9 protein-coding genes are annotated in these 13856 nt (G+C 64.7%); 6 read left to right on the plus strand and 3 right to left on the minus strand.

From position 1 onward, the window contains the following. Positions 1–20: 20 nt before the first annotated feature. The 6 genes from NKH04_RS07840 to NKH04_RS07865 all read left to right on the plus strand — a co-directional run bounded on the left by NKH04_RS07840 (position 21) and on the right by NKH04_RS07865 (position 9916). Positions 21–1274: a sarcosine oxidase subunit beta family protein gene (locus NKH04_RS07840; protein WP_353044188.1), complete on the plus strand. Its 1254-nt coding sequence runs from the start codon at positions 21–23 to the stop codon at positions 1272–1274. A gap of 17 nt (positions 1275–1291) precedes the next feature. Then, the gene (locus NKH04_RS07845) at positions 1292–1567 is read left to right on the plus strand and encodes a sarcosine oxidase subunit delta (protein WP_352455208.1); all 276 of its coding nucleotides are present in this window, start codon (positions 1292–1294) and stop codon (positions 1565–1567) included. Then, complete coding sequence (locus tag NKH04_RS07850; RefSeq protein ID WP_352612289.1) at positions 1567–4551, plus strand: sarcosine oxidase subunit alpha; 2985 nt, start codon at positions 1567–1569, stop codon at positions 4549–4551. The genes NKH04_RS07845 and NKH04_RS07850 overlap by 1 nt, the downstream gene beginning before the upstream one ends. Then, entirely contained in the window at positions 4544–5173 is a 630-nt protein-coding gene (locus NKH04_RS07855; protein ID WP_353044189.1) for a sarcosine oxidase subunit gamma, read from the plus strand. The genes NKH04_RS07850 and NKH04_RS07855 overlap by 8 nt, the downstream gene beginning before the upstream one ends. Before the next feature lie 267 nt (positions 5174–5440). After that, a complete protein-coding gene (locus NKH04_RS07860; RefSeq protein WP_353044190.1) occupies positions 5441–7810 on the plus strand; it encodes a trimethylamine N-oxide demethylase in 2370 nt (789 codons plus the stop codon). A 396-nt stretch (positions 7811–8206) separates the two neighbouring features. Then, positions 8207–9916 carry a trimethylamine N-oxide permease gene (locus tag NKH04_RS07865; RefSeq protein ID WP_352542214.1) on the plus strand — a complete coding sequence of 570 codons (1710 nt, stop codon included), beginning with the start codon at positions 8207–8209 and terminating at the stop codon, positions 9914–9916. Between the two features lie 146 nt (positions 9917–10062). Here the strand turns inward: NKH04_RS07865 and msuE are convergent, their stop codons facing one another. The 3 genes from msuE to NKH04_RS07880 all read right to left on the minus strand — a co-directional run bounded on the left by msuE (position 10063) and on the right by NKH04_RS07880 (position 13718). Beyond that, on the minus strand, positions 10063–10623 hold the full coding sequence (msuE, locus tag NKH04_RS07870; RefSeq protein WP_352455213.1) for an FMN reductase: 561 nt from the start codon (positions 10621–10623) through the stop codon (positions 10063–10065). A gap of 112 nt (positions 10624–10735) precedes the next feature. Then, entirely contained in the window at positions 10736–12091 is a 1356-nt protein-coding gene (locus NKH04_RS07875) for an LLM class flavin-dependent oxidoreductase (RefSeq protein WP_352502051.1), read from the minus strand. Positions 12092–12224: 133 nt separating this feature from the next. Then, positions 12225–13718 carry an aldehyde dehydrogenase family protein gene (locus NKH04_RS07880; RefSeq protein ID WP_353044191.1) on the minus strand — a complete coding sequence of 498 codons (1494 nt, stop codon included), beginning with the start codon at positions 13716–13718 and terminating at the stop codon, positions 12225–12227. Positions 13719–13856 lie beyond the last annotated feature (138 nt).

Below are 13856 nucleotides of genomic sequence, written 5' to 3' on the forward strand. Positions count from 1 at the left end.
GCCCGGCGCGAAACAGGTTCATGAAATACTCGATCTTCTCCCTCGCCCGGGCGGCATTTTCCGGCCATAAGAACTGGCAGCGCACCTGGCGCGACGCCAGCCCGAAGAGCCACTACGACGTGGTGATCATCGGCGGCGGCGGCCATGGCCTGGCGACGGCATGGTTCCTCGCCAGCGAATACGGCATCAGGAATGTCGCCGTGCTGGAAAAAGGCTGGATCGGCTCCGGCAATGCCGGCCGCAACACAACCATCATCCGCTCCAATTACGGGCTGCCCGGCAATACCGGCTTCTACGAGCTGTCGATGAAGCTGTGGGAGCGGATGGAGCAGGACCTCAACTACAACACCATGGTCAGCCAGCGCGGTGTCATCAACCTCTACCATTCCGACGCGCAGCGCGATGCCTATGCGCGGCGCGGCAACACCATGCGCATCAACGGCATCGATGCCGAACTGCTCGATCTGACGGCGGTCAGGAAGATGATGCCGTTCCTGAACTTCGACAACGCACGTTTCCCGGTGCAGGGCGGGCTTTTGCAGCGGCGCGGCGGCACGGCGCGGCACGACGCCGTGGTCTGGGGCTATGCGCATGCGGCGAGCGCGCTCGGCGTCGACATCATCCAGAACTGCGAGGTGACCGGTTTTGTCCGCGATGGCAGCGGCAAGGTGACCGGCGTCGAGACGAGCCGCGGCAGGATCGGCGCGGCCAAGGTCGGCATGGCGGTCGCCGGCTCCTCGTCGCGCGTCGCGGCGATGGCCGGCATGCGGCTGCCGATCGAAAGCCATGTGCTGCAGGCCTTCGTCTCCGAGGCGATCAAGCCGCTGATCACCAACGTCATGACGTTCGGCGCCGGGCATTTCTACGTCAGCCAGTCCGACAAGGGCGGCCTGGTCTTCGGCGGCGACATAGACGGTTACAATTCCTATGCCCAGCGCGGCAATCTGCCTGTCATGGAAGACGTGTGCGAGGGCGGAATGGCGCTGATGCCGATGATCGGCCGGATACGGCTGCTGCGTCAGTGGGGCGGCATCATGGACATGTCGATGGACGGCTCGCCGATCATCGACAAAACACCGGTCAACGGGCTCTATCTCAACGCCGGCTGGTGCTATGGCGGCTTCAAGGCGACGCCCGGCTCCGGCCTGGTCTTTGCCCATCTGCTGGCGCGCGACGAGCCGCACAAGGAGGCTGCCCGCTTTCGTCTCGACCGCTTCCGGCGAGGTGCGATGATCGACGAAAAGGGCCAAGGCGCCCAACCGAACCTGCATTAAAGGCTGGCTGAAGAAGCATGCGCATTGTCTGTCCCTTCTGCGGCGAACGCGAACTCGGCGAGTTCACCTATCTGGGCGACGCCAAGCCGACGCGTCCGGCGGCCGGCGCCACCGAAGACGAGGTCTTCGACTACGTCTATCTACGCGACAACATCGCCGGGCCGATGAGCGAATACTGGTACCATGGCGGCGGCTGCCGGGCCTGGCTGAAGGTCGCCCGCAACACGCTGACGCATGAGATTTCGGCGGTCGAACCGGCTGCAGGCGTTGGTGCCGCCGAGGTTGGGGCCTGATGGTTGGCCCCGCGCAAACACACCGGCTGGAGAGCGGCGGTCTCATCGATCGCGCCGCGCCGCTGGCCTTCCACTTCGACGGCAAGAGCTTTGCCGGCTTCCAAGGCGACACGCTGGCCTCGGCGCTGATCGCCAATGGCGTCAAGCTGGTCGGCCGCTCGTTCAAATACCACCGGCCGCGCGGCATCCTGACCGCTGGTTCGGAGGAGCCCAACGCGCTGGTCGAACTGCGCAGCGGAGCGCGGCGCGAGCCGAACACCAAGGCGACCACGGCCGAACTCTATGACGGGCTCGAAGCCGCCAGCCAGAACCGCTGGCCGTCGCTGCGCCACGATCTGATGGCGGTCAACCAGCTGTTCGCGCCGATCTTCGTCGCCGGCTTCTACTACAAGACCTTCATGTGGCCGGCGAAATTCTGGGAAACGATCTACGAGCCAACGATTCGCCGCGCCGCCGGCCTCGGCCGCGCTGCAGGCGTCGCCGATCCCGACCATTACGACAAGGCGTGGGCGCATTGCGACGTGCTGATTGCCGGCTCCGGCCCGGCCGGGCTTGCGGCGGCATTGGCGGCCGGGCGCGGCGGCGCCCGCGTCATCCTGTGCGAGGAAGATTTTGCGCTTGGCGGCCGCCTGCTCGCCGACGGCGGCATGATCGACGGCGCGCCGGCGGCCGAATGGATTACGCGCACGCTGGCCGAACTCGCCACACTGCCCGATGTCCGCATCATGACCCGCACGACATTGTTCGGCGTCTATGATGGCGGCACCTATGGCGCGATCGAGCGGGTCAACGACCACCTGCCGTCGCCGCCCGAGCACCAGGTGCGCCAGCGGCTGTGGCGGATCGTGGCGAAGCGCTGCGTCGTCGCCGCCGGCGCCATCGAGCGGCCGATCGTCTTTGCCGGTAACGACACGCCGGGCGTGATGATGGCTTCGGCGATGCGGACCTATGTCGCGCGCTACGCGGTTACCCCTGCCAGGAGGATCGCGCTGTTCACCAACAATGAGGATGGCTGGCGCACGGTCGAGACCGCGCTTGGCGCCGGTTTGCAGATCGCGGCGGTCGTCGATGCGCGCCCGGACGTCTCCGCCGCGCATCGCGCGCTTGCCGCCAAGGGCGGCTTTGCCGTGCTCAACGGCTCGGTCAGCGGGGTCGAAGGCGGCAAGGACGGGGTCCGGAAAATCGTGGTGGCGCTGACCGGCGGCGCACGGGCGGAAGTCGAAGCCGACGGGCTTGCCGTGTCCGGCGGCTGGAATCCGGCGGTCGGGCTGACCTCCTATCATCGCGGCCGGCCGAAATGGCAGGACGATATCGCAGCCTTCGTGCCGGATGGTGCGCCGCCCGGCATGATGGCCGTCGGCGCCGCCAACGGCGCCTTCGGGCTGGGCGACTGCCTGCGCCAGGGCTTTGCCGCGGGTGCTGCGGCAGCGCAGAGTGCTGGACGCGGCGGCAATGCCGGCACATCGCCGGTCGCCGACAGCGAGGCGTTTTCGCTGACGCCGCTTTGGTATGTGGCCGGCAAAGGGAAAGCCTTCGTCGATTACCAGCATGACGTGACCGCGTCCGACATCGAGCTGGCGCAGCGCGAAGGTTTCGAATCGGTCGAGCATCTCAAGCGCTATACGACGCTCGGCATGGCCACCGACCAGGGCAAGACCTCGAACGTCGCCGGTCTCGCCATCATGGCGGCAATCAGCGGCAAATCGATCCCCGAAACCGGCACGACGATCTACCGCCCGCCCTATGTGCCGGTCGCCATCGGCGCCTTCGCCGGCCATCATCGCGACGAAGACTTCCATGCGACGAGGCTGACGCCGTCGCATCACTGGGCAGCCGAACAGGGCGCGGTGTTCGTCGACACCGGCCTGTGGAAGCGCGCGCAATGGTATCCGCGCGCCGGCGAAAAGGACTGGCTGGAATCGGTCACCCGCGAGGTCAAGGCGGTGCGCTCCGGCGTGGGCTTCTGCGATGTCTCGACGCTCGGCAAGATCGACGTGCACGGCCCGGATGCCGGCGCCTTTCTCGACCGCGTCTACATCAACACCTTCTCCAGTCTCGCCGTCGGCAAAGCCCGCTACGGGCTGATGCTGCGCGAGGACGGCATCGTCTATGACGACGGCACGACGTCGCGGCTGGCCGAGGACCACTATTTCCTGACCACCACCACCGCCAAGGCCGGGCTGGTGATGCAGCATCTCGAATTCTGCCGGCAGGTGCTGTTCCCCGAATTCGACGTGCAGCTGACATCCGTCTCCGATCAATGGGCGCAGTTCTCGATCGCCGGGCCGAAGACCCGGGACCTGCTTCGGGAAATCGTCGATCCGGCGGAGGATTTGTCGAACGAGGGCTTTCCCTTCATGGGGGCGCGGGAAGTCGCGCTTCGCGGTGGCATCAAGGCGCGGCTGTTCCGCATCTCGTTTTCGGGCGAAATGGCGTTCGAAATTTCGGTTCCCGCCCGCTATGGCGAGGCGCTGTTGCGCAATTTGATGCTGGCCGGCAAGCCGTTCGGCGTTACGCCCTACGGTACCGAGGCGCTCGGCGTCATGCGCATCGAAAAGGGCCATGTCGCCGGCCCGGAGTTGAACGGCACGACGACCGCCGCCGACCTCGGCCTCGGCAAGATGATGTCGACCAAAAAAGATTTCATCGGCCGCGTCATGGCCGGGCGCGAGGCGCTGATTGCCCCAGACCGGCAGGTCGTGGTCGGCATCAAGCCGGTCGACAAGACGCGCCGCCTGCGTTCCGGCGCGCATATTATCCCGAAGGGCGAGACGCCCGGTCCCGGCAACGACCAGGGCTATGTCACTTCGGTCTGCTTCTCGCCCATGCTCGACCAGTGGATCGGGCTGGCGCTTGTTGAGCGTGGCCGCGAGCGCATTGGCGAGATCGTCCATGCGCATGACCCGCTCCGCGGCGAAGACTACGACGTCGAGCTGTGCAGCCCGGTCTTCTACGATCCGGATGGAGGGCGCCAGCGTGGCTGAGTTTTCCTGGATTGCCCGCAGTCCGCTGGAGAAAGCGCTTGTTGTCGGCGCGTATGGCGCGCGCGGCACGGCGGCCGGCGTATCGCTCACCGAGATCCGCAATTTTGACCTGATCCAGGTGATGGCGCGGCGCGGCAAAGCGGCAGAACTGGCGAAGGCCGCCGAAACCCGCTTCGGCGTTGCCGCCCCGGAAACGCCCAAGGCGACCCGAACTCCCGACGCTACGCTGATCTGGTCGGGACCGGATCAGTTCCTGGTCCTGTCCAATGGCGGCAAGCACGCAAGCGAACCGCTGAGCCAGGCGTTTGCGCAATCCGCCTCGTTGTCCGACCAGTCGCATGCCCGCGCGCTGATCAGCGTTTCCGGAGAAAAGGCGCGCGCGATGCTGGCCAACCTGTCGTCGCTAGACCTGCACCCCGCGGTGTTCCCGGCCGGCACCGCTGCGGCGACCTCGCTCGATCACACCAGCATCAATCTCTGGCGCGCCAATGACCGGCCGGACGGACAGGCGGTGTTCAATCTTCTGGTGTTCGCCACCTTCGCGGAAAGCCTGTCGCATACGATGCTGGACACTGCCGCCGAGTATGGCGTCGAGATCGGGCATTCCGAGGAATTGGGGTAGGATTGTGCGCCACCTTCCCTTCTCCCCTTGTGGGAGAAGGTGGATCGGCGCGCAGCGCCGAGACGGATGAGGGGTGTTCCAGCGGAGTGAGAGGCTGGCGTGCCCTGGAACACCCCTCATCCGTCGCCTTCGGCGACACCTTCTCCCACAAGGGGAGAAGGGGGAGCTTGTGCCACCTTCACCTTGCCAAATCCGATCCCCCTGCTATTCTTCCCGCTAAAATAATTTCACACACAGGCAAACTTGTTTCTCGAAACCAAGGTTGAGATGAGCCAGTCGCCCTACCCCGCCGTCGTCGCCGGACCGCCCCGGCCGAGCCTGATCCTGCGGCCAGGCCAGATTACGCTGCCGGCCGGGATGGAGCGCTACTCGGTTCAGGGCAATGGCGCGGTGCTGATCGAGGTCGAGGCCGGCGACATTGTCACCGTGCGCGATGTCGAGGGCGGGCAGGCCTGCGAGCTGCTGGCATGGGACAGCAGCGACGCGACCGATCCCGGCATTCTCGGCCAGAAATCGAACAGCAATGCCGCCGGCATCAAGGCGCTGCTGGCCGAAGGCGACGACAGCCTCGCATCCTTGCGCCGGGGGCTCGAGCGGCGCCAGGTGCAGCTCGACCAGGCGAAGGCGGTTCGCGTTTTCGGCGGCGCCACCCCTGCCGGTACCGAACAGGCTTTTACCGTCGCCCGCGATGGGTCGATGCTGATTGCCGCGCCCGGCGGGCCGATGCTGGTCGACGGCCACGATACGGCGACGCCGCTTAGCGTCATCGTCCGCCGCGCCACCATCCGCCCGGCAGCGAAATCCAGGCTTGTCGACCCGCTGGCCGATCCCGTGCTCGACCTGCGCGTCCATTCGGCGACGGCGGAGGCCTACTTCGTCAAGGCGGGCGACTATCTGCAGATCATCGATGTCGACGGGCGCCAATGCACCGACTTCCAGTGCTTTTCGGCGCGCAAGCTGGACAAGGGCCGCGATCATCCGCTCGACGTGACGACGACGCGCACGCTGATGGGTTCGAGCTATCCGATGCCCGGTCTGCACTCAAAATACTACGACCAGGACATGGAGCCGCTGGTCGAGGTTGTGCAGGACACTTGCGGCCGCCACGATGCATTCGCGCTCGCCTGCGCGGCCAAATATTACGACGACATCGGTTATCCCGGCCATCCCAACTGCTCGGAGAATTTCAACCGCGCGCTGGCCGACAAGGGTGTCACGCCTCGCGCCGGCTGGATGGCGATCAACTTCTTCTTCAACACGGCCATCGACGCGCATGGCGTCGTGGTATCGGACGAGCCGTGGTCGCGGCCGGGCGACTATGTGCTACTCAAGGCGCTCACGGACATCGTCTGCGTCTCGTCCGCCTGCCCCGACGATACGACGCCGGCCAATGGCTGGAACCTGACCGACATCCATGTGCGAACCTATCCCGGCCAGCACAAATTCTCGCGAGCGATCGCCAGACGCATGACGCCCGATTCGGAACCGAAAATGACCCGCGAGACCGCCTTTCATTCGAGCTTTGCCAAGCACACCCGCAACTTCGTCGAGTACAAGGGCTATTGGCTCGCCAATTCCTTCGCCAGGCAAGGCCCGATCGATGAATACTGGGCCTGCCGGCAGGACGCCGTGATCATGGACCTGTCGCCGCTGCGCAAGTTCGAGGTCACCGGGCCGGACTCCGAGGCGCTGCTGCAATACACGCTGACCCGCGACATCAAGAAGCTCGGCGTCGGCCAGGTCGTCTATTCCGCCATGTGCTACGAGCATGGCGGCATGATCGACGACGGCACGCTGCTCAGGCTCGGCAAGGATAATTTCCGCTGGGTCGGCGGCGACGATCTATCCGGCCAATGGCTGCGGGAAACGGCGCAAAAACTCGGCCTCACCGTGCTGGTGCGCTCCTCGACCGACCAGATGCACAATGTTGCCGTGCAGGGACCGAAAAGCCGCGACGTCCTGCGGCAGATCATCTGGACCTCGCCGCTGCAGCCGTCGTTCGACGAACTCGAATGGTTCCGTTTCGCCGTCGCCCGCGTCGGCGGCGGCAACGGCATTCCGGTCGTTGTCTCGCGCACCGGTTACACCGGCGAGCTCGGCTACGAGATCTGGTGCCATCCGCGCGACGCCGAAAAGGTGTTCGACGCGATCTGGCAGGCCGGCCAACCGCACGGCCTGAAGCCGATGGGGCTGCAGGCGCTCGATATGGTGCGCATCGAGGCCGGGCTGATCTTTGCTGCTCACGAGTTTTCCGACCGGACGGATCCGTTCGAGGCCGGCATCGGCTTCACCGTACCGCTGAAGACCAAGAGCGACGATTTCATCGGCCGCGAGGCACTGATCCGGCGCAAGGAAAACCCGCAGAAGAAGCTGGTCGGCCTCGACGTCGACGCCAATGTCGCCGTCGGCCACGGCGATTGCGTGCATATCGGCCGGGCGCAGATCGGCGTCGTCACCTCCGGCATGCGTTCGCCGGTGCTGAACAAGACCATCGCGTTGGCCAGGCTCGACGTCACGCATTCGGCGATCGGCACCGAGGTCGAGATAGGCAAGCTCGATGGTCACAGCAAGCGGCTGCCGGCGCGCGTCGTCGCCTTCGCCCATTACGACCCGCAAAAGACCAGGCCGCGCTCCTGACCGACGCTGCCTGGTTCTTCCCTTCTCCCTTGTGGGAGAAGGTGGATTGGCACGCAGCGCCGAGACGGTTGAGGGTGCTGGACGAAGTGCGGTTTTGCCAATCTGGAACACCCCTCATCCGACCGAGCTTCGCTCGGCCACCTTCTCCCACAAGAAGGGGAGAAGGAAAGACCGCACCCGTTGGCAGCGCCAGCGAAGCTCGACTGTTTCACAAACGCAATGTGCACAGCGTCACAAACCACTTGACGTGAAAGCGCCTTGGGTCAATCTTCACTGCTAAGAAAAAAATACTACTGAGCGGAAAACGCCTGAGGCCGTTCAACGTGAGCGTCGATGACGCCTCGCGAGATTGCGGCTGTTGCCGATGGGAACATCAAAAATGGGGAATCCACGTAAATGAGCACGATAGTCACCACCTTGGTGCCGCCTGCCGAAGGGCAGCTGCACCGGAACATCGATTGGCGCGGCGCCTTCTGGGTGGCAAGCGGCGTTCCGGCCCTTGTCTTGTTTTCGATCGGCGGCATCGCCGGCACCACCGGAACACTGGCCTTCCTGATCTGGGCCGTATCCATGGTCATGGGCTTCCTGCAGTCCTTCACCTATGCGGAGATCGCCGGGCTGTTCCCGAACAAATCCGGCGGCGCCTCGGTCTACGGCGCCACCGCGTGGCTGCGCTATTCGAAATTCATCGCGCCGCTTTCGGTGTGGTGCAACTGGTTCGCCTGGTCGCCGGTGCTGTCGCTCGGCTGCTCGATCGCCGCCGCCTATATCCTCAACGCACTGGCGCCGGTGCCGCTGTTCACCGACACGTCGCCGGAGGTCGCCGCCTATATCGCGGCCCATGCCGGAACCAGCGCCGCCGACGCCATCACCGCGGTCACCGCGGCGGCGACGCCGGCGATCCGTAACTGGACGCTCTACGGTCACACGCTTGGCCCGGTTTCCTTCACCTTCAACGCCACCTTCTTCATCGGCGCGGTGCTGATGCTGATCATCTTCTCGATCCAGCATCGCGGCATCCTGGGCACGGCCAACGTGCAGAAATATATCGGCCTGCTGGTCATCATCCCGATGCTGATCGTCGGCGTGGTGCCGATCGTCACCGGCCAGATCAACTGGGCAAACTTCTCGCCGCTGGTGCCGCTCGCGGCAGCCTATGCGCCGGAGCCCGGCGCGTGGAACATCGCCGGCTGGACGCTGGTGCTCGGCGGCATGTTCATCGCGGCGTGGTCGACCTACGGCTTCGAGACCGCGGTCTGCTACACCTCCGAGTTCAAAAACCCGGGCACCGATACCTTCAAGGCGATCTTCTATTCCGGCCTGTTGTGCATGCTGCTGTTCATCCTGGTGCCGTTCACCTTCCAGGGCGTGCTCGGCTTGAACGGCATGCTGGCGACGCCGATCGTCGACGGCTCCGGCGTTGCCGATGCGCTGGCCGGTATGGTCGGCGGCGGACAGCTGATCCACAGCCTGCTGGTGATGCTGATGATCCTGGCGCTGGTGCTCTGCATCATGACGGCGATGGCCGGCTCCTCGCGCACGCTCTATCAAGGCTCGGTCGACGGCTGGCTGCCGCGCTATCTCAGCCATGTCAACGAGCACGGCGCCCCGACGCGGGCGATGTGGACCGACCTGATCTTCAACCTGATCGTGCTGGCCATCGCCTCGGCCGACGCAACAAGCTTCTTCTTCATCCTCGCCGTGTCGAATTGCGGCTACATCATCTTCAACTTCCTTAACCTCAATGCCGGCTGGATCCACCGCATCGACAATGGCCACATCGCGCGGCCATGGAGGGCGCCGAGCTGGCTGCTCGGCCTCGGCGCCATCTTTGCCTACGTCAACGCGGTCTTCATGGGCGCCGGCGCCAAGGTCTGGAACCCGATGGCATTGTGGGCCGGGCTGATCACGGCAGCCTTGATCATCCCGGTGTTCTGCTTCCGGCACTACATCCAGGACAAGGGCAAATTCCCCGACCACATGCTGGCCGATCTCGGCATGAGCTCGTCCGACCTTGCGGTGAAAAAGGCGGGGATGCTGCCCTATCTGACGCTGGTCGCCGGCGTCGTGGTGATGCTGCTCGCCAACTGGCTGTTCGTCATCTGACGGCTGCGTTGAGGGATCGGGCACGCAAGGCGCGCTCGATTCCTGCATTTTGTTCTTGCTTTGTGCCGGCAGCTATGCTACTAATTGTGGCATGGTGCTGATTCGCCCCGAGACCCGCCGCTGAGGCGGGTTTTTCTTTTTAGGGGCTATTCGGCAGCGGTGCCGGCGCGGGAGCGACCGCCAAGCGCTGCACCGATATCCTCGAGGACCTGTCCGACGCGCGCCTGGATCGTCTCGGACGCAAGCACGCCGTCGATGAAATCCCTGTCCGAAGCGTAGATCGCGGTCGGCAGCGTAAAGGCCTCGAAGAAGCCGAACAGCGGTCTCAGCTGGTGCTCGATGATCAGCGCATGCCGGTCGCCGCCGCCGGTCGCCAGCAGCACCACCGGCTTGCCCCTGAGCGCCGTTGGGTCGACAAGATCGAAGAAGTGTTTGAACAGGCCGGTATAGCTGCCCTTGTAGGTGGGCGAGCCAACGACGAGCACGTCCGCCGCGACGACGCGCTTGAGGATATCGCCCGCTTGCGCATCCAGTTCACGCGCCCATTTGGCGCCACCGAGGCTGGGGCCGAGGTCGACGACGTCATGCGTGCTGGCGGCCAGGCCATATCTGCCGGCTACCTCGTTCACGATACGATCGACGAAGCCGCGCGTCTTGGACGGCCGGGTGAAATTGCCTGAGAAACCGACAACGGCCGGATTGGTCATGATGCAAAGCCCTCGCGATGATTTCGGGCTGCCAGCCCGCTGCTGACCCTATGGACATTCGGGCCGAACGAAAAGAACGGATGCTTGCCACGGTCTAAAATCATTACCGGTTCTAGCCAGCTTTGCGGATCGCTGCCGTCTCAGGTTGGAAGAACCGGTTTGGCGGCCGCTTCAGGCCAAGATTTTCGCGCAGGGTCGATCCTTCGTATTCGCTCCTGAAAATGCCGCGCCGCTGCAATTCGGGCACGATTTTCTCGACGAAGTCATCCAATCCGGCGGGAAGATAGGGGAACATGACGTTGAACCCGTCCGAGCCTTCGGTGACCAGCCATTCCTCCATCTCGTCGGCGATGGTTTTCGAAGTGCCGACGAAGGCAAGACCGGAATAGCCGCCCAGCCGCTGCGCAAGCTGCCTGACGGTCAGGTTTTCCTTGCGCGCCAGTTCGATGACGCGCTCGCGGCCGCTCTTGCTGGCGTTGCTTTCCGGGATTTCGGGCAAGACTGAATCCGGATCGAACCGCGACGCGTCGTGGCCGAGCGCGATCGACAGCGAGGCGACGCCGCTCTCGTAGTAGACGAGGCTGTCGAGCTTGGCCCGCTTCGTCTGCGCCTCCTCGACGGTCTCGCCGACAATGACGAAGGCGCCGGGCAGGATCTTGATGTCGTCGCGCGACCGGCCAAGTTTTTGCGCACGTCCCTTGACGTCGGCAAAGAAGCGCTGCCCCGAGGCGAGATCGGCATGGGCGGCGAAGATCACCTCGGCCGTTTCCGCCGCGAGCTGCCGTCCGGCCTCCGACGCGCCGGCCTGCACGATGACCGGCCAGCCCTGCACCGGCCGCGCGATATTGAGCGGTCCCCGCACCGAAAGATATTCGCCCTTATGGTCGAGCACATGCAGCTTCGCCGGATCGAAATAGAGCCCGCTTTCGGCGTCGCGGATGAAGGCATCGTCGGCAAAACTGTCCCACAGGCCGGTGACGACATCGTAAAACTCCCGCGCCCGGCGATAGCGCTCGTCGTGCTCGACATGCTCGTCGAGGCCGAAATTCAGCGCGGCGTCGGGATTGGATGTGGTGACGATATTCCAGCCGGCGCGCCCGCCGCTGATATGGTCGAGAGAGGCGAAACGACGGGCGATGTGGTACGGCGCGTCGAACGTCGTCGAGGCGGTTGCGATCAGCCCGATACGATCGGTGACGGCGGCAAGCGCCGACAACAGCGTGAACGGCTCGAAGGACGTGACCGTGTGGCTGCGCCGCAGCGCCTCGATCGGCATGTTGAGCACGGCCAGGTGGTCGGCCATGAAGAAGGCGTCGAACTTTGCCGCTTCCAGCCTTTGCGCGAAGTGCTTGAGATGCGCGAAATTGAAGTTGGCGTCGGGATAGGCGCCCGGGTAGCGCCAGGCGCCGGTATGAAGGCTGACGGGCCGCATGAAAGCGCCAAGCCGCAATTGTCGATTTTCTGCCATGGAAAAACGCACCGATGACGACGAGCGTAACGCTCCAATTGCTCGAGCATGGGATGGCTTTGCGGCCATGGGAAGGAATTCTGTTTTGCAAAACCGGCGTCGGGGAGCATTTTTTGTGCGGGCGGCGGACAAATCAATCGATCTTGATGAACACGCCCTTGGTGTTGAGATATTCGGCGAGGTGCTCGGCGCCGCCCTCGCGGCCGTAGCCGCTCATCTTGTAGCCGCCGAAGGGCACGGCCGGATCGATGGCGTGATAGGTATTGACCCAGACCGAGCCGGCGCGGATCTTGCGCGACAGCTGGTGGGCGGTGGCGAGATTTTGGGTGAAGACCCCTGCAGCCAGGCCGTAAGGCGTGTTGTTGGCCCGCTCGACCGCCTCGTCCAGCGTATCGAACGGCAAGGCTGAAATCACCGGCCCGAAGATCTCCTCACGGGCGATCTTCATGTCGTCCGAGACGCCGGCAAAGACAGTCGGCGCGACGAAATTGCCGGCGCCAAGCGCGCCTTCCACAAGCCGGGTGCCTCCGGTGACGAGTTTCGCCCCTTCCGCGGTGCCGGCCTCGAGGTAACCGGTGACCCGTTGCAGCTGCTTTTCGGAGACGAGCGGACCGATCTCGGTCGCCGGGTCGATGCCGTCGCCGACCCTGAGACCCTTGGCGTATGCCGCGAGCCGCTCGACGAACTCGTCATGGACGGCGCGTTCGACGAAAAGGCGCGAACCGGCGATGCAGATCTGGCCGGAATTGGCGAACACCGACATCGCCGCCACCGGCACCGCCTTGTCGAGATCGGCATCGGCGCAGACGATGACCGGCGACTTGCCGCCGAGCTCCAGCGAGACGCGCTTGAGGTTGCCGGCCGAGGCCCGCACGATCGACTGGCCGGTCGCCGTCGAGCCGGTGAAGACGATCTTGTCGACGCCCATATGCTCGGCGAGTGCGGCACCTGCCTCGGTGCCGGTGCCGGTGACGATGTTGACGACGCCTTCCGGAACGCCGGCCTCGTTCATGATGTCGGCGATCAAAAGCGGCGTCAGCGGCGCCTCTTCCGATGGTTTCAGCACGATGGTGCAGCCGGTCGCCAGCGCCGGGCCGATCTTCCAGATCGACGCCGCCGTTGGCGCGTTCCAGGGAATGATGGCGCCGACGACGCCGACCGGCTCCTTGCGGGTGAAAGAGACGATTTCGCCGGGCAGCGAGTTGTCGATCGTCTCGCCGTGCAGCGCCGTCGCCACGCCGGCATAGTAGCGCAGCATGCCGATGACCCGGTTGCGATTGGCGCGGGTGCGTATGATCGGCATGCCCATGTCGGTGGTGTCGGAGCGGCTGATCTCTTCCCAGTGCTTTTCGAAGAGGTCGGCGATCCTCAGCAGCAGCACCTGCCGCTCGTAAGGCTTGAACCGGCTCCACGGGCCCTCGAACGCCTTGCGCGCAGCAGTCACCGCCAAGTCGATGTCCTGGCGGTCGGCGCGCGGCACCGTGGCGATGACCGCGCCGGTGGCGGGATTGCGGCTCTCCGTGGTCCGACCGGAGCGGGCATCGACCCAGCCGCCGCCGATGAACATCCGGCGATGGCGCCCGTCGATCGGCAGCCGCAGCGGTGCCTTTGTCTGAGCTATGGTCATGACTGTCCTCCAACCACGCGCTAGTCTTAATAGCGGTGTCGTCCTGTGTTCGGTAGCGAATTTGTCACCACCCAACGGGCGTCAATGGCATGCCGCTTGTTTATTGACGTTCAGCACTTATGTAAGGTATCACCATGA

It is taken from the genome of Mesorhizobium sp. M1365, from assembly GCF_040317865.1.
In the GTDB taxonomy this organism is placed as follows: domain Bacteria; phylum Pseudomonadota; class Alphaproteobacteria; order Rhizobiales; family Rhizobiaceae; genus Mesorhizobium.